Annotated in this window: 19 protein-coding genes; 13 read left to right on the forward strand and 6 right to left on the reverse strand. The window is 60.9% G+C overall.

All coding sequences use genetic code 11. The features are described from left to right. Positions 1 to 87: 87 nt before the first annotated feature. Entirely contained in the window at positions 88 to 1,251 is a 1,164-nt protein-coding gene (locus tag NA619_RS19040) for an isovaleryl-CoA dehydrogenase (protein ID WP_255963379.1), read from the reverse strand. Between the two features lie 253 nt (positions 1,252 to 1,504). Here NA619_RS19040 and NA619_RS19045 point away from each other — a divergent pair, with 253 nt between their 5' ends. From NA619_RS19045 to NA619_RS19080, 8 genes are all read left to right on the forward strand, one after another. After that, positions 1,505 to 3,184 carry an AMP-binding protein gene (locus NA619_RS19045; protein WP_255963380.1) on the forward strand — a complete coding sequence of 560 codons (1,680 nt, stop codon included), beginning with the start codon at positions 1,505 to 1,507 and terminating at the stop codon, positions 3,182 to 3,184. A gap of 28 nt (positions 3,185 to 3,212) precedes the next feature. Then, entirely contained in the window at positions 3,213 to 3,806 is a 594-nt protein-coding gene (locus NA619_RS19050; protein WP_255963381.1) for a peroxidase-related enzyme, read from the forward strand. A 105-nt stretch (positions 3,807 to 3,911) separates the two neighbouring features. Then, positions 3,912 to 5,171, forward strand: coding sequence for an OprD family porin (locus NA619_RS19055; protein WP_255963382.1), 1,260 nt, complete (start codon positions 3,912 to 3,914; stop codon positions 5,169 to 5,171). A gap of 237 nt (positions 5,172 to 5,408) precedes the next feature. Continuing rightward, positions 5,409 to 6,182 carry an ABC transporter ATP-binding protein gene (locus NA619_RS19060; protein ID WP_255963383.1) on the forward strand — a complete coding sequence of 258 codons (774 nt, stop codon included), beginning with the start codon at positions 5,409 to 5,411 and terminating at the stop codon, positions 6,180 to 6,182. Then, entirely contained in the window at positions 6,179 to 6,895 is a 717-nt protein-coding gene (locus tag NA619_RS19065; protein ID WP_255963384.1) for an ABC transporter ATP-binding protein, read from the forward strand. The genes NA619_RS19060 and NA619_RS19065 overlap by 4 nt, the downstream gene beginning before the upstream one ends. Before the next feature lie 83 nt (positions 6,896 to 6,978). Next, positions 6,979 to 8,196 (forward strand): ABC transporter substrate-binding protein, encoded by a 1,218-nt coding sequence (locus NA619_RS19070; RefSeq protein ID WP_255963385.1) that lies wholly within the window; start codon positions 6,979 to 6,981, stop codon positions 8,194 to 8,196. Between the two features lie 70 nt (positions 8,197 to 8,266). Continuing rightward, positions 8,267 to 9,154 carry a branched-chain amino acid ABC transporter permease gene (locus tag NA619_RS19075; RefSeq protein ID WP_255963386.1) on the forward strand — a complete coding sequence of 296 codons (888 nt, stop codon included), beginning with the start codon at positions 8,267 to 8,269 and terminating at the stop codon, positions 9,152 to 9,154. A 2-nt stretch (positions 9,155 to 9,156) separates the two neighbouring features. Beyond that, on the forward strand, positions 9,157 to 10,176 hold the full coding sequence (locus NA619_RS19080) for a branched-chain amino acid ABC transporter permease (RefSeq protein ID WP_255963387.1): 1,020 nt from the start codon (positions 9,157 to 9,159) through the stop codon (positions 10,174 to 10,176). Positions 10,177 to 10,428: 252 nt separating this feature from the next. Here the strand turns inward: NA619_RS19080 and NA619_RS19085 are convergent, their stop codons facing one another. Then, the gene (locus tag NA619_RS19085) at positions 10,429 to 11,205 is read right to left on the reverse strand and encodes an enoyl-CoA hydratase (RefSeq protein WP_255963388.1); all 777 of its coding nucleotides are present in this window, start codon (positions 11,203 to 11,205) and stop codon (positions 10,429 to 10,431) included. A 179-nt stretch (positions 11,206 to 11,384) separates the two neighbouring features. Here NA619_RS19085 and NA619_RS19090 point away from each other — a divergent pair, with 179 nt between their 5' ends. The 5 genes from NA619_RS19090 to NA619_RS19110 all read left to right on the forward strand — a co-directional run bounded on the left by NA619_RS19090 (position 11,385) and on the right by NA619_RS19110 (position 17,372). After that, on the forward strand, positions 11,385 to 12,275 hold the full coding sequence (locus NA619_RS19090) for a LysR family transcriptional regulator (protein WP_255963389.1): 891 nt from the start codon (positions 11,385 to 11,387) through the stop codon (positions 12,273 to 12,275). Beyond that, positions 12,272 to 13,303 carry an AraC family transcriptional regulator gene (locus tag NA619_RS19095; RefSeq protein WP_255963390.1) on the forward strand — a complete coding sequence of 344 codons (1,032 nt, stop codon included), beginning with the start codon at positions 12,272 to 12,274 and terminating at the stop codon, positions 13,301 to 13,303. Before NA619_RS19090 ends, NA619_RS19095 begins: the two co-directional genes overlap by 4 nt. A gap of 957 nt (positions 13,304 to 14,260) precedes the next feature. Beyond that, a complete protein-coding gene (locus NA619_RS19100) occupies positions 14,261 to 15,028 on the forward strand; it encodes an SDR family NAD(P)-dependent oxidoreductase (protein WP_255963391.1) in 768 nt (255 codons plus the stop codon). Between the two features lie 13 nt (positions 15,029 to 15,041). Next, positions 15,042 to 16,229, forward strand: a complete 1,188-nt coding sequence (locus tag NA619_RS19105) for an acetyl-CoA C-acyltransferase (protein WP_255963392.1) — start codon at positions 15,042 to 15,044, stop codon at positions 16,227 to 16,229. 9 nt (positions 16,230 to 16,238) lie between these two features. After that, the gene (locus NA619_RS19110; RefSeq protein ID WP_255963393.1) at positions 16,239 to 17,372 is read left to right on the forward strand and encodes an acyl-CoA dehydrogenase; all 1,134 of its coding nucleotides are present in this window, start codon (positions 16,239 to 16,241) and stop codon (positions 17,370 to 17,372) included. 678 nt (positions 17,373 to 18,050) lie between these two features. Here the strand turns inward: NA619_RS19110 and NA619_RS19115 are convergent. The 4 genes from NA619_RS19115 to NA619_RS19130 form a co-directional block, all read right to left on the reverse strand. Next, on the reverse strand, positions 18,051 to 18,458 hold the full coding sequence (locus NA619_RS19115; protein WP_255963394.1) for a DUF2388 domain-containing protein: 408 nt from the start codon (positions 18,456 to 18,458) through the stop codon (positions 18,051 to 18,053). A 187-nt stretch (positions 18,459 to 18,645) separates the two neighbouring features. Then, positions 18,646 to 19,722 carry a CaiB/BaiF CoA transferase family protein gene (locus NA619_RS19120; RefSeq protein WP_255963395.1) on the reverse strand — a complete coding sequence of 359 codons (1,077 nt, stop codon included), beginning with the start codon at positions 19,720 to 19,722 and terminating at the stop codon, positions 18,646 to 18,648. Positions 19,723 to 20,329: 607 nt separating this feature from the next. Further along, positions 20,330 to 22,000, reverse strand: a complete 1,671-nt coding sequence (locus tag NA619_RS19125) for a long-chain fatty acid--CoA ligase (RefSeq protein WP_423836850.1) — start codon at positions 21,998 to 22,000, stop codon at positions 20,330 to 20,332. Positions 22,001 to 22,228: 228 nt separating this feature from the next. After that, positions 22,229 to 23,380 (reverse strand): acyl-CoA dehydrogenase family protein, encoded by a 1,152-nt coding sequence (locus NA619_RS19130; RefSeq protein WP_255963396.1) that lies wholly within the window; start codon positions 23,378 to 23,380, stop codon positions 22,229 to 22,231. Positions 23,381 to 23,387: the final 7 nt, after the last annotated feature.

A 23,387-nucleotide genomic window follows, 5' to 3' on the forward strand; every position in this document is an offset into this window, starting at 1 on the left:
GGATTAAGTGCTTTTCGTAGGAGCCAGCTTACTGGCGATCGGCCTGTGAACAGCATCGCCAGCAAGCTGGCTCCACTTCTACTTACGTTATTTGGTTTCGTTGAACAGCTCGCGGCCGATCAGCATCCGGCGGATCTCGCTGGTCCCCGCGCCGATCTCGTAGAGCTTGGCGTCGCGCAGCAGCCGGCCGGTCGGAAATTCGTTGATGTAGCCGTTGCCGCCCAGAATCTGAATGGCCTGCAGCGCCATCTGTGTTGCGGCCTCAGCGGTATAGAGGATCACGCCGGCAGCATCCTTGCGGGTGGTCTCGCCACGGTCGCAAGCTTGCGCCACGGTGTAGAGGTAGGCGCGGCTGGCGTTGAGCTGGGTGTACATGTCGGCCACTTTGCCCTGGATGAACTGGAATTCACCGATGCTCTGGCCGAACTGCTTGCGGTCGTGAATATAGGGCACCACCACGTCCAAACAGGCTTGCATGATGCCGACCGGGCCACCGGCCAGCACCACGCGCTCATAGTCCAGCCCGCTCATCAAAACCTTCACGCCGCCATTCTCGACACCCAGCACGTTCTCTTCGGGCACCTCGACGTCATCGAAGAACAGCTCGCAGGTGTTGGAGCCGCGCATGCCGAGCTTGTCGAACTTGCTGCCGCGCGAGAAACCCTTCCAGTCGCGCTCGACGATAAAGGCGGTGATGCCATGCGCGCCCTTGTCCAGGTCGGTCTTGGCGTAGATCACGTAGGTGTTGGCGTCCGGGCCGTTGGTGATCCAGGTCTTGCTACCGTTGAGGACGAAGCGGTCGCCTTTGCGATCGGCCCGCAGCTTCATCGAAACCACGTCCGAACCAGCGTTCGGTTCGCTCATCGCCAGCGCACCGACATGCTCGCCCGAGACCAGTTTGGGCAGGTATTTAGCCTTCTGCTCCAACGTGCCGTTGCGGTTGATCTGATTGACGCAAAGGTTGGAATGCGCGCCGTAGGACAGGCCCACCGAGGCCGAGCCACGGCTGATTTCCTCGATGGCGATGACATGCGCCAGGTAACCCATACCGGCGCCGCCGTATTCCTCGTCTATGGTGATACCGAGCAGGCCCATGTCGCCGAACTTGCGCCACATGTCGCTGGGAAAGAGGTTGTCGCGGTCGATGGCTTCGGCGCGGGGCGCGACTTCATCGGCAACGAAACCGCGCACCTGATCGCGAAGCATGTCGACGGTTTCGCCGAGAGCGAAGTTGAGGCCGGAATAGTTCATGTGCCACCTGTTTGTCTTGTAGTTGTTCTGGTTCGACTGCTGCAGGAGGAAAAAAGCCGACTTTCCAGCTGCGGTTCAGCCTGTTGTCTGTCGCGTCCCGGCACCGATTTCCTAAGCTGAAAAGGAGCGAGGTGCGGTGGGTTGTCACGCTGTTACCTTTACGTTAACGTAACCACGTCCGGAATGACTGTCAACAGCGGCAAGCCCCGGATAGCAAGGCCTCATAACAAACATAAGACTGAGGAATTTCGACATGAGTCTTCCGAGCTACACCTGCGGACCGCAGACCAACCCTCTGTTGCCGATGACCATCGGCGCAGCGTTCGACCGAGCGGTCGAGCGGTTCTCCGACCGCGAGGCCTTGGTCGTGCGTCATCAGAACCTGCGTTATTCCTGGTCGCAGCTGGCAGAAGAAGTGGATCGCTGTGCTCGCGGCCTTCTGGCATTGGGGCTGCAGCCGGGCGAGCGGGTAGGCATCTGGTCGCCAAACAATGCGCAGTGGTGTATCACCCAGTTCGCCACCGCGAAAGTGGGTGTAGTGCTGGTGAACATCAACCCGGCTTATCGGCTCAACGAACTCGAATACGCGCTCAAGCAGTCCGGCTGTCGCTGGCTGATCTGTGCAGATGCATTCAAGACCTCTGACTACCATGCGATGCTTCATGAGTTGCTCCCGGAACTGGAACGCTCGGCCGTAGGTGCCTTGCAGAGCCACATGCTGCCCGAGCTGCGCGGCGTGATCAGCCTGTGCGACAAGCCCGTGGACGGCATGCTGCTGTGGAAAGGCCTCATGGACATGGCTGAAAGTGTAGGCCCGGAACAGCTACGTCAGTGCGGCGAGCAGTTGCAGTTCGATGACCCGATCAATATCCAGTACACCTCGGGCACCACCGGGTTCCCCAAGGGCGCCACCCTCAGTCACTACAACATCCTCAACAACGGTTACATGGTCGGGGAGAGCCTGAAGCTCACCGAACATGACCGGCTGGTAATTCCCGTACCTCTGTACCACTGCTTCGGCATGGTGATGGGCAATCTGGGGTGCGTTACTCATGGCACCACCATGATCTACCCCAGCGCCGCCTTCGAACCCCTGGCGGCGCTGCAGGCCGCCGCCGAAGAAAAGGCCACGGGTATGTACGGCGTCCCGACCATGTTCATCGCCATGCTCGACCACCCGGAACGTCAATCGCTGGACCTGAGCAATCTGCGCACCGGGATCATGGCGGGCTCTACCTGCCCGATCGAGGTAATGAAGCGGGTGATCGACGACATGCACCTCGCCGAAATGCAGATCGCCTACGGCATGACCGAGACCAGTCCGGTCTCCACCCAGACCGGCCCGGACGATGATCTCGAGCGACGTGTCACCAGCGTCGGCCACACCCAGCCGCATCTGGAAAGCAAGGTCGTGGACGAGCACAACCGCATCGTGCCGCGTGGGCAGATCGGTGAACTCTGCACCCGCGGCTACAGCGTAATGCTCGGCTACTGGAGCAACCCGGAAGCTACGGCCGGCGCCATCGATGGCGCGCGCTGGATGCACACCGGCGATCTCGCGATCATGGATGACGAGGGTTATTTGAAGATCGTCGGGCGCAACAAGGACATGATCATCCGCGGCGGGGAGAACGTGTATCCACGCGAAGTGGAGGAGTTCTTGTTCACTCATCCAGCAGTGGCGGACGTGCAGGTCATCGGTGTGCCGGACAAGACTTACGGCGAGGAGATCGTCGCCTGGGTCAAGTTGCATCCCAGCCATGAGGCCACGGCTGACGAGCTTCGCGAGTTCTGCAAGGGCCGAATCGCACATTTCAAGACGCCACGGCACATCAAGTTCGTCGATGATTTCCCCATGACCATCAGCGGCAAGGTGCAGAAATTCAAGATGCGCGAAGTCAGCGTGGCCGAGCTTGGGCTCGGGGAACAGTAATCGTCGCCCCAACTGCGAGGAGCCTTCCATGACCCAAGCCATCAGCCGATTTCCCCTGATCGGTGATCTCGCGGCACTGCCAGACGATGTGCGCCAGCGCATCCTGGCCGTGCAGGAAAAAGCGGGTTTCGTGCCCAACGTTTTTCTTATGTTGGCTCATAGGCCGGATGAATTTCGGGCGTTTTTTGCCTATCACGATGCTTTGATGGAGCGTGAGTCCGACAGCCTGACCAAGGCCGAGAAGGAGATGATCGTCGTAGCGGTAAGTGCCGATCACGGGTGCCTGTATTGCGTAGTCGCCCACGGTGCAATTCTGCGGATCCTTGCTAAAGACGCGATGATCGCCGATCAGATTGCCGTCAACTATCGCACCGCGCCGATCAGTAAGCGTCAGCAGTTGATGCTCGATTTCGCGCTGCATCTGGCAGCGCATCGCGGTGTGCTGGATGACAGCTGGCAGGCACAACTGGAAGAAATAGGCTTCACTCTGAACGACATCTGGGACATTGGCGCGATTGCTGCGCTGTTCGGGCTTTCCAATCGTCTGGTGTCGATGGCGCGCACGCCGCCCAACGACGAGTTCTATTTGCTGGGCCGCGTGCCCAGAGCTACCGCAGGCTGAGCGGTAGCGACGAATTTACCGCTTCGTGCGGTAAAAATGAGACCCGACAGGAGCGAGGTCGGGTTCTCAGCTGCATCAACCAAGACAATAACAAGAGAGATAACTATGCAACTGAAACCCCTGAGCCGTTTCTTCATTCTCAACAGCCTGGCGGCCGCTGCCCTAGGTACCTCTTCGATGGCTTCAGCCGCGTTTCTCGACGACAGCAAGGCGAGCGTCGAGGCACGCAACTTCTATATGCACCGTGATTTCCGCAGCGGTACCGGGCAGAACAAGGCAGAGGAGTGGGGCCAAGGCTTCATTCTCAAGATGGAGTCCGGCTACACCGAAGGACCGGTCGGTTTCGGCGTCGATGCCCTCGGCCTGTTGGGCGTCAAGCTTGACTCCAGCCCAGACCGTTCAGGTACCGGTCTTCTGCAACGAGATTCGTCCAATCAGCCGGAGGATGACTACGGTACGGCGGGCCTTACCGCCAAAGCGAAGATGTCCAACACCACCCTGCATGTCGGTACCCTCCAGCCCATCATTCCGGTGGTGATGCGAAACGACAGCCGACTGTTGCCCAGCATTTACCGAGGCGCCTGGCTACAGAGCAAGGAAGTCGAGGGGCTGCAACTCGACGTGGGTATGCTCGACCGCACCAGTTATCGAGACTCCTCGAATTATGAGGAGATGGCTGTCTTTAACGCCGGTGCGAGAAATATCGTGCTGGGCAACACCGCGACCAGTGATGAGTTTCTTTTTGCCGGTGGCAAATACCAGTTCAGTCCGGAACTGACGGCCAGCTACTACTACGGCGGGCTGGACGGAATTTACAAGCAGCACAACACGCAGCTGGTTCACGTCATGCCGATCGGCGACAACCAGAGCTTCAAGACCGATCTTCGCTATGTGCGCTCCACCGATGACGGCAATAGCAATGTCGATAACAACGCCTTTGGCGCGCTCTTTACCTACAGAGTCGGCGGCCATGGCTTTACCGGCGGCTACCAGAAAATGAGCGGCGACACCGGGTTTGCTTACATCTCCGGCGGCGACAACATGCTGATCAACCTGCTGCAGATCAACGACTTCGGTAACGAAGACGAAAAATCCTGGCAGGTCCGCTACGACTACGATTTCGCGGCGATGGGCATTCCTGGGCTGAGCCTGATGACGCGCTATGTGTCGGGTGACAACGTCAATCTGAGTGGTGGTGGCGAAGGCGAGGAGTGGGAACGCGACACCGATATCGCCTACGTGGTCCAGAGTGGCCCGCTGAAGAACGTTGGCATGAAGGTTCGTAACGCAACCGTACGTACCAACTTCGGTCGCGATATCGATGAGACCCGTCTGATCCTCAGCTACACGCTCGCACTTTGGTAACAGATACACGCGATACTGCAATACCTCCTCGTTGATCTTTACCGGGCCCGAAGCGGCCCGGTTTTTTTCGGCTACCTTCTAGGGTGGCTCGACGCCTTTAGAGGCCATCGATACATCAATCGCGCGTTTGAATTTGAGGCTTGCCTCGGGCTGGAAACGATTGTTATCGTTTACGTAAAGGTCACCCGGCGACCTGCGCCATAACCAACAACAATAATCAGGGTTAGAGGGCATCCCATGGCACCAGACTTCGTGCTGGAAACGCGTGGATTGACGAAGGAATTCCGCGGCTTCACGGCGGTTGATTCGGTTGAGCTTCGTGTCGAGAAGGGACACATCCATGCACTGATCGGCCCGAACGGCGCCGGCAAGACAACCGTCTTCAATCTCCTCACCAAATTCCTGACCCCGACTCGCGGGGAAATCATCTACCGCGGCAAGTCCATCACCGCCATGAAGGCGAACGAGATCGCCCGTCTCGGTCTGGTGCGCTCGTTCCAGATATCGGCTGTGTTCGGCCACATGAGCGTGCTTGAAAACGTGCGCGTCGCGCTGCAACAGAAGCTTGGCAATTCCTTCCACTTCTGGAAATCAGAACGCACCCTGCGCGAGTTGGACGATCGAGCCATGCAGCTGCTGGCCGACGTCGACCTCGAAACCTTCGCCCAGACACTGGCCATCGAGCTGCCTTATGGCCGCAAGCGCGCGCTCGAGCTTGCCACTACTCTGGCTCTGGATCCCGTTGTTCTCCTGCTCGACGAGCCCACGCAAGGCATGGGCGGTGAAGACGTCGATATGGTCGTTGCGCTGGTACGGCGTGCTGCGGTCAATCGGACGGTGCTGATGGTCGAGCACAACCTGAGTGTGGTCAGCCGGCTCTGCGACCGCATCACTGTCCTGGCACGCGGCTCGGTTCTGGCAGAAGGCGACTACGAGACCGTCTCGGCAAATCCCGACGTGCGTGAAGCCTACATGGGCAGTGAAGCCGACGCAGAGGAGGCGCACCCATGACACCCATGGCTGATCGCGATCAATTGCGCGTCGATGACCTGCATGCCTTCTATGGTGAATCCCACATTCTGCATGGCGTCGATCTGGTGGTCGGGCGCGGCGAACTGGTTACGCTGCTCGGTCGGAACGGCTCCGGTCGCAGCACCACCCTGCGCGCGATCATGAACATGGTCGGCCGCCGCACCGGCTCGATTGTCGTCAACGGTAACGAAACCATGGGCATGCCGGCCCACCTCATTCCGCGGCTCGGGGTCGGTTACTGCCCAGAGGAGCGCGGCGTGTTCTCCAGCCTCAATGTCGAGGAAAACCTCTTGCTGCCGCCGACCGTGCGCAGCGGCGGAATGGGGCTGGACGAGCTCTACGAGATGTTCCCCAACCTGTATGAGCGCCGCTTCAGTCAGGGCACGCGGCTGTCTGGTGGCGAGCAGCAGATGCTCGCCATGGCGCGCATTCTTCGCACCGGCGCCAACCTGCTGCTGCTCGATGAAATCACCGAGGGCCTGGCGCCGGTGATCGTGCAGAAGCTGGGCGAGGTACTGATCAAGCTGAAAAAGCGTGGCCTGACCATCGTCCTGGTGGAGCAGAACTTCCGCTTCGCCGCACCACTGGCCGACCGTCATTACGTGATGGAGCACGGGCAGATCATCGAGGAAATCAGCGCTGCAGACCTGAATTCGAAAAAGGAGTTTTTGAATAGCTGTCTGGGTGTGTAACCACCCTCGCAAAGCAAGCCAGCCGGTCCGCAGTGAACGCCGGTGTTCAATAGCCACAACAAAAACAATCACAGTGGGTGAATATGAAAAATCTAAAGAAGACCGCAGCCGCCGTTCTCGTTTCCAGCATGATCGCCGGTGCCGCGCAGGCTGAAATCAGCAACGATGAAATCCGCATCGGCTACCTGGCCGACATGTCCGGTACCTACCGCGATCTGTCCGGCCCGGGTGGTCTGGAAGCTTTGAAGATGGCCATCGAAGATTTCGGTGGCACCGTCGATGGCAAGAAGATTGTCACTTTCAACGCGGATGACCTGAACAAGCCGGACGTCGGCGCAAACACCGTGCGGCAGTGGATCGACGAGCGCAACGTGGACATGGTGACCGGCCTGGTTGCCAGCTCGGTGGTTCTCGCTGCAGCCAAAGTGGTAGAGCAGGGCGACAAGCTGGCCCTGATCTCCGGCGCAGCGGCTTCGAGCATCACCAACGAATTCTGCTCACCCAATCATATTCACTGGACCTACGACACCTTCGCCCTGGCCAATGGCACGGCCAACGCCGTACTCAAGGACGGCGGCAAGAGCTGGTTCATCCTCACCGCCGACTATGCGTTCGGCCACGCGATGGAAGCGGACATCAAGAAGGTCGTTGAGGAGGAGGGGGGCAGTGTGGTCGGTACTGTCCGCCATCCATTCCCGAGCAGCGATTTCTCGTCCTACATTCTCCAGGCACAGGGTTCAGGCGCCGATGTGGTCGCCTTGGCAAACGCTGGCGCGGATACAGTCAACTCGCTGAAAACCGCTAGTGAGTTCGGCGTGACCCAGTCCGGCCAGCGCCTCGCAGGCATGGTCGTGTTCCTCAATGACATTCATGCGATGGGGCTTGAAGTGACCCAGGGCCTGATGCTGACCACCGGCTGGTACTGGGACATGAATGAGGATACCCGGGCCTGGGCCAAGCGTTACTCCGAGCGCGTAGGCAGCATGCCGACCATGGTGCAGGCAGGGATTTACTCGGCCACCACGCATTATCTCAATGCAGTGAAGGAAACCGGTAGCGACGACACCAAGACCGTGCGCGCGCATATGGCCAAGACGCCAGTCAACGACATGTTCGCTAAGAATGGCTCCATCCGCGAGGACGGCCGCATGGTGCACGACATGTACCTGGTGCAGGTCAAGACGCCCGCCGAGTCGAAAGGCGAGTGGGACCTGTACAAGGTCGTCAGCACCATCCCGGGCGACCAGGCGTTCCGCCCGATTGGCGACAGCCAGTGCAAGAAGATGGCGCCCAAGAGCTGACCTGTCTGGCCCACGCCTCAGCCCGGCCGTCATTGGCCGGGTGTCCCGGAATTCCTTTGGGTAGTGAATCATGACTCTCGTTTTCGGCGTTCCCCTGAGCGTTCTGTTCGGACAGCTGCTGCTAGGACTGATCAATGGTTCGTTCTATGCGCTGCTGAGCCTAGGCCTGGCGATCATTTTCGGGCTGCTACGGATCATCAACTTCGCGCACGGTGCGCAATACATGCTCGGCGCTTTCGCCGCCTACCTCGGGTTGAATTACCTGGGGATCAATTACTGGGCAGCACTGGTGCTATCGCCGCTGCTGGTCGGGTTGCTGGGGATGGGCATCGAGCGCGGCCTGCTGCGACGTATCGCCGGTGAGGATCATTTGTATGGGCTGCTGCTTACCTTTGGCCTCGCACTGATCGTCGAGGGCAGTTTCGTCAAACTGTTCGGCGTTTCCGGGTCGTCCTACCCGATGCCCGAAATGCTCAAAGGTGGCCACAATCTCGGCTTTATGTTCATGCCAACGTACCGCGGCTGGGTCATCGTTGCGGCGCTGTCGGTGTGCTTTGTCACCTGGTACATGATCGAGCGGACCCGGCTGGGTTCCTACCTGCGGGCCGGCACGGAGAATCCGAAACTGATGCAGGCGTTCGGCATCAACGTACCGCTGCTGATCACCCTGACCTATGGCTATGGCGTCGCGCTGGCGGCGTTTGCCGGAGTGCTTGCTGCACCCATCTACGCGGTGACGCCGGGCATGGGCTCCAATCTGTTGATCGTGGTGTTCGCGGTGGTGGTGATCGGTGGCATGGGGTCGATCATGGGGGCCATCATCACCGGCCTCGCCATGGGCCTGATCGAAGGGCTGACCAAGGTCTTCTATCCCGAGGCGGCAAACACGGTGATCTTCGTGATCATGGTTCTGGTCCTGCTCGTGCGTCCCGCAGGCCTGTTCGGCAAGGAGGCATGAACATGTCGACTCAAGAAAACGTTCAAGCCTCTTCCATGAAAGCGTCTGCCGTGCGTGCCAACGCCGAGCGCGAACGCCGCCGCGCGGCGCGGCGACGTCAGGGCATCTTCTATCTGGTGCTGCTAGCTGTGGCGCTGGTTCTACCGATGATGGTCTACCCGGTGCTTCTGATGAAGCTACTGTGCTTCGCGCTGTTCGCTTGCGCCTTCAATCTACTGCTGGGTTACGCGGGGCTGTTGTCGTTCGGGCACGCGGCATTTTTTGCCTGCGGTGGTTACATAACCGGCTACATGCTCAGTACCTACAGTGGCTTGAGCACCGAGCTCGGCATTCTCGCCGGAACCCTGGCGTCTACCGTGCTGGGGGCGGTATTCGGGTTGCTGGCGATTCGCCGACAGGGCATCTATTTCGCGATGATTACGCTGGCCCTGGCGCAGATGGTGTTCTTCGTATTCGTTCAGGCACCCTTCACGGGCGGCGAAAACGGCATGCAGGGCGTTCCGCGCGGCCATCTGTTTGGCCTGTTCGACATGCAGAACAACCGGTCGCTGTACTACTTCGTTCTGGCGGTATTCGTGATTGGTTTTGCGATCATCCAGCGCACCATCCACTCACCCTATGGACAGGTGCTCAAGGCGATTCGCGAAAATGAGCCGCGTGCGATCTCGCTGGGCTACAACGTCGATGCGCACAAGCTGTTGGCCTTTGTCATTTCTGCCGCTTTGACTGGGCTGGCCGGATCGACCAAGACGGTGGTCTTTCAGCTCGCCTCGCTAACCGACGCACACTGGCACATGTCCGGCGAAGTGATCCTGATGACGCTGCTGGGCGGCGTCGGCACTATCCTCGGGCCAATCGTAGGGGCAACGGTAGTGGTTACGCTGCAGAGCTCGCTGTCCAACGGGCCGTTGGGTGAGTGGGTGCACGTCATTCTCGGGGTGATCTTCGTGCTCTGCGTTTTGCTCTTCCGGTCCGGCATCGTGGGTTGGCTGGAGCGGCTGGTGAAGCGCAACTTCAAGTAATGCCGTGCGCTATGGATTGCCGGGCGAATAAATTCGCCCCTACGGGATGCACGGCGTGGGCTGCCCGCTTGCTCCAGGCGGAAAGAATGAACCTGTAGGGTCGAATTCATTCGACCATGAGCGCGAAGATGCCCTAGGCAGGCGAATAAATTCGCCCCTACAGATGTACTGCTCGCCCCGGGGTTCGTGAATAGAGAAAGCTTCCCTATCCACCTTCCCGAGCTCCGCCGAGGCGAGGCGGGGCCGACGGGCTCAGGCGTTACGCCATGTTGGGCTGCGCTTCTCCAGAAACGCATTAACGCCTTCCTTCTGATCCTGGGTATCGAACAATTCGGCGAACAGTTCGCGCTCGGCTTGCCAGCCGGCATCCTGCGGCCCCTGACGTGCATTCATCACCAGGCGCTTGCAGCGGCTTATGGAGGAGGGGCTTTGCTGATCGACGAGCGCCGCGAGTTTCAGAGCAGCTTCCAGTGATTCGCCTCGGCCAACGACTTCCTCGACCAGTCCGATCTTCTCGGCTTTCTGCGCATCGATGCGCTCGCCGCACAGGATCATTCGCTTGGCCCAACCTTCGCCGACCAGCCATGGCAGGTTCTGTGTGCCGCCTGCGCAGGGCAGCAATCCGACCTTGGCTTCCGGTAACGCCATCTGCGCCTGTTCTTCGGCGATTCGAATGTCGCATGCCAGAGCGCATTCCAGTCCGCCACCCATGGCGTAGCCGTTTATTGCCGCGATGGATACACCACGAAAATGGGTCAAGGCCTCGAAAGCGCGACCGAACAGTGCCGCGATTTCCTGGGCGCCTTGCTTGTCGCCGTCGGCAAACTGCTTGAGATCCGCGCCTGCCGAAAAGAACTTCTCGCCCTGGCCGGTAATTACCAGTGCATAGACGTTGGGGTCGTCGTTGAGCCGGTTGATGATCTGTTCCAGCGCTGCCAGCGACTCGCGATCCCAGGTATTGGCAGGCGGATTGGCGATGGTCAGCAGGGCCGTGTGGTCGCGCATTTCGAGCTGGATCTTCTGGCTCATGTCGGTTCCTTCTTCTTGGAATGATGCGGATGCCGTTAGGCAAAACAGGTTCGATCAACGAGCCTAGCAGCGTGAAAATAGTAAACCTATGGCGCGAAATGCAGAGGTATTCTGTGTTTTTGCACAACGATGTTCGGCAAAGGGCCGCGAACGGCTCATCTGATGGATCTGGAGCTGCTGTGGATTGGGACAACCTGCGTTTCTTTCTTGAGCTGTCACGGGCCGGCAAATTGACCATCGCCGCGCGGCGCCTGGCCGTCGATCACACCACCGTGGCCAGGCGTGTGCAGGCGCTGGAGAAGGCGCTGGACCGGCAACTTTTCGTCCGCGCAAAGGCGGGCTATCGGCTGTCCGAGGCGGGGCGGGAATTGCTTGCCCAGGCTGAGGCGATGGAAAGCGCAATCGCCTCGATCGAACAACCGAGCCTGACTGCCGACAAGCTATCCGGCCAGGTACGCATCGGTGCGACCGAGGGGTACGGCACGCTGATGTTGGCCGGTCAGCTGGCCAACCTGACCCGCGATTACCCGCATCTGGGAGTCGATCTGCTGGCCGTACCGCGCTCGGTGCGCCTGGCGCGGCACGAGGCGGATATCGTCATCACTCTGGAGCGGCCGGAGCGCGGCCCTTATGTGATCACCAAACTTACTGACTACGTATTGCGTCTCTATGCCTCGGAAGCCTATCTCGCCGCGCATCCGCCGATCCGTAGCCGCGAAGACCTGAGTGGACACGTGTTCGTGAGCTACATCGAGGACCTGCTCTACAGCAAAGAGCTGTTCTACCTCGACGAGATCGTCCGCCCGCGTCAGCACTCGCTGCGCAGCACCAGCATCCTTGCCCAGCAGGAAGCGGTTGCAGCGGGCGCCGGGCTGGCGATCCTTCCAGCGTTCTCGGCAAGCCGGGAGCCATTGCTCAAGGAGGTGCTGGTCGAGGAAATCGAATTCACTCGAACCTTCTGGATGTTGATGCCGATCGAAAACAAGGACCTGGCGCGGATGCGCGTGTGCTGGGACTTCCTGCGCGATGTCGCCGCCAACAGCCACGATGTGATGATGGGGCGCGCATGAGCCGCGACGACAAGGGCACCATTTCCGTACGTCTGGTAGAAGAGGCGCTGCGCGCATTTACCTCGCCCTCACTGCCGGCTGAGCTGTTGCTGCGTCAGCTTGGGCTGGCTCCGATCGATCTGGCTGATCCCGATGCGAGAATCGATGTGGTGACATACAGCAAATTCTGGCGGCGCCTGGCCCGGCATTTCGATGACGAGTTCTTCGGGATGGATGCGCGACGGATGCGTACCGGCAGCTTCGCGTTCGTCTGCCGCGCGGCCATGGCCCAGCCAAACCTCGACAGTGCGCTACGCGTGGCGCTGGATTTCTTTGGCCTCACCTTCGAAGGTTTTCGCGGCCAGCTCCATCGCAGCGAGAGCCTGGCGGAGGTGGCGCTGCATGAGGCGGCCGGCGCGTCTCCGCTGCGCGCCTTCAGCTATTTCACCTTCTGGATGCTGTTGCACGGCATGGCCTGCTGGCTGGTGGGTCGCCGTATCCCGCTGCTGGCGGTGGAGCTGCGCTGTGATGAGCCGGCCTACACCGACGACTATCGAGTGATGTTCTCGCGCAACCTGCGCTTTTCTCGACCTACCACGCGCATCATCTTCGCTGCCGAAGTGCTCGACCTGCCGGTGCGGCGCAACGAGCAGGAACTGCACAGCTTCCTGGCTCAGGCACCGGCCAACATTCTGGTGCGATACCGCGACACAACGAGCCTCGCCAGCCGCATCAAGGCGCAGTTGCGCGAGTTGCCAGCCGAGCACTGGCCAACCAGCGAAGGACTCGCGCAGACCCTGTGCGTATCGCCCTCGACCTTGCGCCGTCGGTTGGCCGAAGCCGGACAGACGTATCAGGCCATCAAGGACCAAGTGCGACAGGAGATGGCGACCCTATGGCTGGCGGACGCCTCGATCACCTACGCCGACATCGCCGAGCACTTGGGTTTCGCCGACGTCAGCTCCTTCTACAAGGCATTTCGCAAATGGTCCGGGACCAACCCGGGGCAGTACCGCAGCCTGATCTTGCGTGGCGATGAAGGACCATAGCCCGTTTGTAGGTGCTGGCGGGACCTAGTCTTTTGCAGGTGATTCGGTCTAGTGGTTGGGCCTTGGATCGCCAGCAAGCTGGCTCCTACAGGATTGGCAGGGCGAGTACAGGCGTCAGCCGCTCGCCGTCGCGCTTTTCGTAAGAGCGAGCTCGCTCGCGATCATGCGTTAACTCAATTCACACGGGATGGTGAAGCACGGATCGCCAGCAAGCTGGCTCCTACAGAACTGGCAGGACGAGTACAGACGTCAGCCGCTCGCCGTCGCGCTTTTCGTAGGCGCGAGCTCGCTCGCGATCAGGGGTTAGCTCAATTCAGGCGGGGCGGTGAAGCGCGGATCGCGGATCGCCAGCAAGCCGGGCTCCTACAGAGCTGGCAGGACGAGTACAGGCGTCAGCCGCTCGCCGTTGCGCTTTTCGTAGGAGCGAGCTCACTCGCGATCAGGGGTTGGCTCAGTTCACGCAGGGCGGTGAAGCGCGGATCGCCAGCAAGCTGGCTCCTACAGGACTGGCAGGGCGAATACAGACGTCAGCTGCTCGCCGTCGCGCTTTTCGTAGGAGAGAGCTCGCTCGCGATCATGCGTTAACTCAATTCACGCGGGGTGTTGAAGCGCGGATCGCCAGCAAGCTGGCTCCTACAGGACTGGCAGGACGAGTGCAGACGTCAGCCGCTCGCCGTCGCGCTTTATCGTAGGAGCGAGCTCGCTCGCGATCAGGCGTGAGCTCTCAGTTCACGCGGGGCGGTGAAGCACGGATCGCCAGCAAGCTGGCTCCTACAAAGTCAATCATGGACCCACACGGCCCACAGCGTGCAACCCGTTCCAGCTGCCTTGGCCAAACCGGTCACCGCGATTGCCCGCAACGACCATTGTCCGTACCCATCGGTCTGAAGAAGATGAATCCAGCGGGATCCGGCAGGTGATCTGCCGCGATACCTATCATTTTCTCGAGGTCGTGCAGTGAACATTCAAGACAAGGTTTTCCTGATAACAGGCGGCGCCTCCGGGCTGGGCGCTGCGGCTGCCGAAGAGCTGGTCGCGGCCGGTGCGAAAGTGGTCCTGGCCGATATCAACGCCGAGCTGCTCAACGAGCGCAGCGAGGCGCTCGGCGTCGACGCTCACGCGGTAGTCACCAATGTCTGTGACGAGGCCGCTGCGCAAGCGGCTGTGAAAGCAGCGGTCGAATGTTTTGGCGGCCTGCATGGGCTGGTCAACTGCGCCGGAGTCGCCAGCGGCGAGAAAATCCTCGGGCGTCAGGGGCCGCATGGGCTGGAGAGTTTCAGCAAGGTGATCGGCCTTAACCTGATCGGCAGCTTCAACATGCTGCGTCTGGCCGCTGAAGCCATCGCCCGGGGCGAGCCGGATGCACGGGGCAATCGCGGCGTGATCATCAACACGGCGTCCATCGCCGCTTATGACGGCCAGATCGGCCAGGCCGCCTATGCTGCATCCAAGGGCGGCGTTGTCGCCATGACGCTACCCGCGGCCCGCGAACTGGCGCGCCACGGGATCCGCGTAATGACCATCGCGCCCGGCGTGTTCGAGACGCCGATGATGGCCGGCATGCCGCAGGAGGTTCGTGACTCACTGGCTGCCGGTGTTCCGTTCCCGCCGCGGCTTGGCCGAGCGAATGAATACGCGGCGCTGGTGCGCCACATCATCGAAAACGACATGCTCAACGGCGAAGTGATCCGCCTCGACGGCGCGCTGCGTATGGCCGCGAAATAATTCGGAGACAGTGATGAACACCGATCCAATCGTAATTCTGGGCAGCGCCCGTACACCCATGGGCGGCTTTCAGGGAGATCTGAAATCCGTCAGCGCGCCGGAGCTTGGCGCGGCCGCAATTCGCGCGGCGGTCGAGCGCAGTGGCGTCGCAGCTGAACAGGTACAAGAGGTGCTGATGGGCTGCGTGCTGCCGGCGGGCCTCGGTCAGGCGCCAGCGCGTCAGGCCGCGCTTGGCGCCGGTCTGGGCAAGGCGACGGCCTCGACCACGCTGAACAAGATGTGCGGCTCCGGAATGCAGGCGGCCATCCTCGCGCATGACGCATTGCGTGCGGGAAGCGTCGACGTGATCGTCGCGGGCGGCATGGAGAGCATGTCCAACGCCCCCTATCTGCTGGAAAAGGCGCGCAGTGGCTATCGCATGGGCCACGGGAAGGTGCTTGACCACATGTTCCTCGACGGTCTTGAAGACGCCTACGACAAGGGTCGACTGATGGGCACCTTCGCCGAAGACTGCGCGCAAAATCACGGCTTCAGCCGCGAAGAGCAGGACGCCTACGCGCTGACTTCACTACAGCGTGCCCGCGATGCAATCACCAGCGGCAGGTTTGCCACTGAAATCGTGCCGCTCGACGTCACGCAGGGACGCGAGCAGCCCACTATCCGCGACGACGAGCAGCCGCCCAAGGCGATGCCGGAGAAGATTCCTTCCCTCAAGCCGGCGTTCCGAGAGGGCGGCACCGTCACCGCAGCCAACTCCAGCTCGATCTCCGATGGTGCAGCGGCACTGGTGCTGACGCGCAGCTCATACGCGGACCAGCATGGCCTCAAACCGCAGGCCGTGATTCATGGGCACGCCGTGTTTGCCGATGCCCCGAATCTGTTCCCGACTGCGCCCATCGGCGCCATCCACAAGTTGCTTGAGCGCACCGGCTGGAGCCTCGACGAAGTGGATCTGTTCGAAATCAACGAGGCCTTTGCCGTGGTTAGCATGGTCACCATGCGTGAGCTGGGGCTGGATCACGCCAAGGTCAACGTCAACGGCGGCGCCTGTGCGCTGGGGCATCCGATTGGAGCCTCTGGTGCGCGGATTCTAGTGACCCTGATCGCCGCGCTGCGTGACCGTGGCCTGCGCAAGGGCATTGCGGCCATCTGCATCGGTGGTGGCGAAGCGACTGCCATGGCCGTCGAACTGCTGGACTGAGGATTTGCCATGCTGCTCAACGACGATCAAACCAGTATTCGTGACATGGCCCGGCAGTTCGCCCAGGAGCGGCTGAAACCCTTCGCCGCCGAGTGGGACCGCGAACACCGTTATCCGGCCGAGGTGATCCGCGAAATGGCCGAGCTCGGGTTTTTCGGCATGCTCTGCCCTGAACAATGGGGTGGCAGCGAGACTGGCTATATCGCTTATGCACTCGCGCTGGAGGAAATCGCAGCCGGCGATGGTGCCTGTTCGACCATCATGAGCGTGCACAACTCGGTGGGTTGCGTGCCGATCCTGCGATTTGGCACCGAGGAGCAGAAGCAGCGCTACCTGGCGCCATTGGCCAGCGGCGCGCAGATCGGCGCCTTCGCGCTCACCGAACCCCATGCGGGTTCCGACGCCAGCAGCTTGCGCACGCGTGCTCGGCGTGATGGTGACGGTTACGTGCTCAACGGCGCCAAGCAGTTCATCACCTCGGGGCAGCACGCCGGCACGGTGATCGTGTTCGCCGTGACCGATCCCGAGGCTGGCAAGCGCGGCATCAGTGCATTCATTGTCCCGACCGACACGCCCGGCTACCAGGTCGTGCGTGTCGAGGACAAGCTCGGACAGAACGCCTCGGATACCTGCCAGCTGGCATTCGAAGACATGCGCGTACATGAATCCCAGCGGTTGGGGGATGAGGGAGAAGGCTACCGCATCGCCCTGGCAAACCTTGAAGGCGGGCGCATCGGCATCGCCGCCCAAGCGGTCGGCATGGCCCGTGCGGCATTCGAAGCAGCTCGCGACTATGCCCGTGAGCGTGAGGCGTTTGGCAAGGCGATCAGCGAGCATCAGGCGGTTGCGTTTCGGTTAGCCGATATGGCGACTCAGATCGCCGTTGCCCGTCAGATGGTCCTTCACGCCGCCGCATTGCGCGAAGCCGGCCAGCCGGCGCTGGTGGAAGCGTCCATGGCCAAGCTGTTCGCTTCGGAAATGGCCGAAAAAGTGTGTTCAGCCGCGATCCAGACCCTCGGCGGCTACGGCTACCTTAAGGATTTCCCAGTGGAACGCATTTACCGCGACGTGCGGGTGTGCCAGATCTACGAGGGCACCAGCGACATTCAGCGGTTGGTGATTGCACGAAACCTGGGCGAGTGAGCGTCAGGCGTTTTGCCAAGATATGGCTCAGCGGCGGATCAGAGGTGTTTGAGCTCCAGTCTTTCGGAGCTAAACCTGCGAGTTAGCCAATCCCGGCGTGACGGTTTCACCCAGATCGCCGGGCGAATAAATCCGCCCCTACCAAAGCCGCGTCCGGAACTGACCGTAGCCCTGCTTGTTTGCCCGTCGCATACCCGTCAAAACGTGCATCCGCACCTGAATCGAAGCACCGCTTATCTGTAGGGGCGAATTTATTCGCCCACCGGGGTTGGCTCCAGCTTTCTGATCGCGAGCAAGCTCGCTCCTACGAACGGTGGCGGTGGCGGTGGTCAGGCGGAGGGAGTGATCAGTCCCAGCCTTCTGCCGCCTCGACGGAATCTCTTATCGACCCCGGCGTCCGCGAAAATCGTGGGGTGGGGCGGGGCGGGATGCAGGACGTAGGGTGGATCACGCTTCACCGATCCGCCGTTGAACCGCATTGTCGTTTTGGTGGATGGATAAAGCGCCATCCACCCTACGGTGTCGGAGAGTCAGGCGAGTCCATAGTTTGATATCACCCCGGAGGGCAAGCGGACGTAGGGTGGATCATGCTTCACCGATCCACCGTTGAACCGCATCGTCGCTTGGTTGATGGATGACGCGCCATACACCCAACGGAATCGCTGTGCCAATCGATGCTCATCGTTTGATGACACTCACGGGACTGGCCGCTAGAAGCATCGCGGCGAACTCCACATCACCTAGGTGCGATGCAGGATTCTCTTGCTCCTTGAACCGAAGCCTTGCCGATTCGAAATAGGGGCCTTTGATTTCCCCCTGGCTAGCTACAACCACAGCGGCATCGTCGGCCACGGCCGCCGCGTATCCACTCCAACCACTGCTGGAAGATTCAGTGGTCTGGTGACTGCTCATCAACGGTAGCCCGACAGTAACGAAAGCGGTTGAGATAAGACCTTCACCAAGGTCTCGCGCCTTCAGCAGGCACGGTGCACCTGTACAGGCTTCAGCTAAAACCGTTGGGGTTACAAATAGGGCCGTGAGAAAGGCAGCGAGCAGGTACGTAGGATGCTTGGCGATGACAGACATGATCGATCCTTGATTGTCTGGTGGGTGTTAAGCGTCGCGCATTGAACCCTATGCCGGGCAAGAGATAGCGGGCCTGTTTCACAAGGATGATCGTTGAAAAGCGTTTCCAGGGCAGTTGGATGGAAATCGCTCTGCCGAACCGCCCGGTCGCTTCTTATGCTGTACGGATCCCTCATCCCACACCTTATCAATCCCAACCACTTGCATCTTCGGAATCTCTTATCGACCCCGGCGTCCGCGAAAAGCGTGGAGCGGGTGCGGCGTGCAGGGCGCCGTCGATGTCGCGGTAAACGCCACGTTCCCGCATATGCGGATGCTGTGCGGCTTCCTCCAGCGTGAGTACCGGCGCGAAGCAGGCGTCAGTGCTTTCGAGCAGGGCGCACCATTGGGCTTGGGTTCGACTGGCGAACAGCGCGGCGAGCTGTTCGCTTTGTTCCCGCCATTGCGCAGGGTCGGTGCAGCCATCGCGTAATGACTCGGGCGCATCGATTCGTTGCATCAGCTCGTAGAAAAACTGCGGCTCCAGCGGGCCGATGGCAAGGTCGCGGCCGTCTGCGCAGGTGTAGCAGCGGTAATGGGGCGCGGCGCCGGAAAGTAGGTTGCGGTCGCGCTCGAGGGATATGGCGCCGCTGGGCAGTAGCCCGGCGAAAAAGCTCATCATCGAAGACACCCCGTCGACAATGGCCGCATCGACCACCTGGCCTTGGCCGGATCTTTCCCGCTCCCAGAGCGCAGCCATGATGCCAAATGCGAGGTACAACGACCCGCCACCAAAATCGCCGACAAGATTGAGTGGAGGTATCGACGGCCCTTCGCGACCGCCGATGGCAGCCAGCGCGCCGGTGATCGCCAGATAGTTGATGTCGTGCCCGGCGCTTTTGGCCAATGGCCCAGTCTGGCCCCAGCCCGTCATGCGACCGTAGACCAGCCGAGTATTGCGTGCATGCACCTGCTCCGGCCCGAGCCCAAGACGTTCCATCACGCCGGGGCGAAAGCCTTCAATCAGCACATCCGCCTTGTCGGCGAGCGACAGGCAGCGTTCACGTCCCGAGTCAGTGCGGATATCCAGCGTTAACCGTTTACGGCCGCGGTCAACAACTGGATTGGGCCAACCATTACCGCCCTCACGATCGATGCGAATCACCTCGGCGCCGAGGTCGGCCAGCAGCATCGCGCAGTGCGGGCCGGGGCCGATGCTGGCGAATTCCAGCACGCGCAGGCCGAGTAGAGGACCTTGGCGGTGTTGAGCTTCATCGAACGGCATGGGGTGCTCCTGGTGATGTACCGGTAATGGGTATCGCAGGCTCAGCCCCCGCTAGGTTTTTGGGCTGATGTCGCTTGCGAATCATGATTACGGGCGTACGAAGTGTTGTTCGATGGGTATCGCAGGCTCAACCCACCCTACGGGGCAGGCGTCGTAGGATGGCATTGAGCGCAGCGATACCCATCAAGCCCTAGGGTTTGTGGCTGGTGTCGCTTGCGGAGCATGAATGCGGGCGGGTGGAGTGTTGGTTCGATGGGTATCGCAGGCTCAACCCATCCTGCGGGGCAGATGTTCGTAGGATGGCGTTAAGCGTAGCGATACCCATCAAGCCCTACGGTTTGTGGCTGGTGTCGCTTGCGAATCATGATTGCGGGCGGGCGGAATGTTGGTTCGATGGGTTTCGCAGGCTCAACCCATCCTACGGGGCAGATGTTCGTAGGATGGCGTTGAGCGGAGCGATACCCATCAAGCCTTAAGGTTTTTGGGCTGGTGTCGCTTGCGGAGCATGATTGCGGGCGGGTGGATTGTTGGTTCGATGGGTATCGCAGGCTCAACCCATCCTACGGGGCAGATGTTCGTAGGATCGCGTTGTGCGGAGCGATACCCATCAGGCCCGACTTACTGACGTCCCATTCGCGGCGCATGCTTCGTCAGTTGGCGTGTCGATGAGATAACTGCGGTAGCGATCACGCAGGTTTTTCTTGTCGATCTTGCCGGTGGCGGTAAGCGGAACGGAATCGAAAATCACCGCATCGGGCATCCACCATTTGACGATCTGGGGCTCGAGGTAGGCGAGGACCGCTTCGGCGCTCGTCTCTGCATCGTCGTGCGGTTCGATGATAAGGATGGGCCGCTCTTCCCATTTCTCGTGGGTCACGCCGACCACCGCGGCGATGCGCACACCTGGGCAGGCTACGGCGATGTTCTCGATGTCGATGGAGCTGATCCACTCTCCGCCGGACTTGATCACGTCCTTGCTGCGGTCGGTGATGCGCATGTAGCCGTTGGGGTCGAGGGTGGCGATGTCCCCGGTGTCGAACCAACCGTCGTCGTCCAACGCGCTGGTTTCGCTGCGGAAATAACGCTCGACGGTCCAGGGCCCACGAACCAGCAGCGCGCCCGAACTGACGCCGTCATGGGGCAATGCGTTGCCCGTTTCATCGACGATTTTCAGCTCGATACCGAATTGCAAGCGGCCCTGACGCGTCCAGATCGCCTCGTTGGTTGCAGCCTCGCCGAGGGCGGTGAGCTTGGGCGTCGGGGTGGCGACTACGCCCAGCGGGCTGGTTTCGGTCATGCCCCAGAGCTGTCGGACGCTCACGCCGTAACGGGTCTCGAACTTCTCGGCCATTGCCCTTGGCACGGCCGAGCCCGCGATCACCAGGCACTTGAGATGGCCCGTGCTTTCGCCGGTGCGCTCAAGATAATTGAGGTACATGGTCCAGATCGTCGGCACACCGCCGGAGAAGGTCACGCCTTCTGCCTGGATCAACTCCTGCAGCGAGGCGCCATCCATCTTGTCGCACGGCAGCACGAACTTGCAGCCGGTGATGGCGGCGGTAAACGGGACGCCCCAGGCGGTGGCGTGGTACAGCGACGAGCACGGCATGATGCAGTCGAACGCCGAGAAGCCGAAGGCACCCGTAAGCCCGGCAGCCATGGCGTGCAGCACGACCGAACGATGACTGTAGACGACGCCCTTCGGGTTGCCGGTAGTGCCGGAGGTGTAGCAGAGCATGGCGCCTGCGTTCTCATCGAACTGCGGCCACTCGGTGACGGGTGCCTGCTTGGCGATCAAGGCTTCATAACTGAGCGCACCCACTTCGCCTGGGTCCGTGCGTTGCTCATCAGAGAGCATGATGAAGGTGTGGATGTGTTCCAGCCGTGGTCGTACGCGCTCGACCACCGCGAGAAAGCTGCGATCGAACAGCAGCACGCCGCTCCCGGCGTGGTTCAAGGTGTAGATGATCTGCTCGTCGGACAGCCGTGGATTGGCGGTATGCAACACGGCACCTATGCCAGGTACGGCGAAGAACAGCTCGAAGTGTCGATGGGTGTTCCAGGCCATGGATGACACCAGATCGCCCGGCTGCACGCCGAGGCTGCGCAGCATGGCAGCGGCCTGACCGGCGCGCCTCGCGAGGCCGGCGTAGTCGTAACGCCATTGGGGTTCGTCCACCAGCCGCGACACGATTTCCTGATCGCCATGGGCCAAGGCGGCGTGGGTCAGGATGCCGCTGATCATCAGCGGGGTCTGCTGCATCGTACCTTTGAGCATCGTCGTATCCTTCTTATTGTTGTCTGGATGGCGGGCGCGCTTGCCGCTATCTCGCTCGGATTACTGCTTCGAGGTGTTTCTTCTTCACCGTCTGGTGCCAAGCCTTGATCGCCAGCAAGCTGGCTCCTCAAAAGCAGGTTGCGCCTAGTCCGACCGGCAATCCCGTACCGGACGATTTCTGCTGATCATTAGCAAAACCCAGGTGTGGTTCACCGCCCCTGAGATCGATCACAACCCGTAGTTATTCAACTCCCTCGCGATCAGCAGACGCTGGATTTCGCTAGAACCTTCATAAATTTGCGTAATCCGCGCATCGCGGTAGTAGCGCTCGACCGGGTAATCCTCCAGATATCCATAGCCACCGTGGATCTGCATGGCCTTGGAGCACACGTATTCGGCGACCTCGGAGGCGAACAGCTTGGCTTGGGACGCCTCGGACAGGCACGGCAGGTTGGCGCTGCGCAGGCGGGCGGCATGCAGGATCAACAGCCGCGCGGCGTTGAGCCGGGTGTGCATGTCGGCTAGCATGTTCGCCACGCTCTGGTGCTCGATGATCGGCTTGTCGAACTGGATGCGTTCGCGGGCATACCCCAGCGCCGCTTCGAATGCTGCACGCGCGATACCCAGCGCTTGGGCGCCGATGCCGATGCGACCGCCTTCGAGGTTCGATAGGGCAATCGCCAGGCCTTTGCCACGCGGGCCGAGCAAATCGGCTTCGGGGATGCGGCAGTCGCGAAGGGTCACGCCGCAGGTATCCGAGGCGCGGATGCCCATCTTGCTTTCCATGCGATCGACGACGAAACCGGGGTTATCGGTGGGCACCAGAAACGCGGACAGGCCTTTCTTGCCCAGGTCCGGATCGGTGACGGCGAAGACGATGGCGATCTTGGCGCGCTTGCCGTTGCTGACGAACTGCTTGGCGCCGTTGATCACCCACTCGCCGTTTTGCAGCACGGCGCGGGTGCGCAGGTTGTGTGCTTCGGAGCCGGCCTGGGGCTCGGTCAGGGCGAAGCAGCCGATGGCACGACCGGCTGCCAGATCCGGCAGCCATTCATCCTGCTGCTCGGGCGTGCCGTATTTGAGAATGGGGCCGCACCCGACCGAGCTGTGAATGCTCATCAGCGCGCCAATCGCGCCGTCACCGGCCGAGATTTCCTCGACCGCCAGGGCATAGGCGACGTAATCAATGTAGGTGCCGCCCCATTGCTCGGGGACGATCATGCCCAGCAGGCCGAGGTCGCCCAGTTGAGTCACGGTGTCGTCGCCAATCCAGCCGGCTTTTTCCCAGGCTTGGGCCTTGGGGGCGATTTCGGCGCGGGCGAAGTCACGCGCCATGTCGCGGATCATCCGCTGTTCTTCGGTCAGTTCGATGTCTTGCATGTGCAGC

Origin of the sequence: Stutzerimonas stutzeri (genome assembly GCF_024448895.1) — a bacterium.
Lineage (GTDB): Bacteria > Pseudomonadota > Gammaproteobacteria > Pseudomonadales > Pseudomonadaceae > Stutzerimonas > Stutzerimonas stutzeri_Q.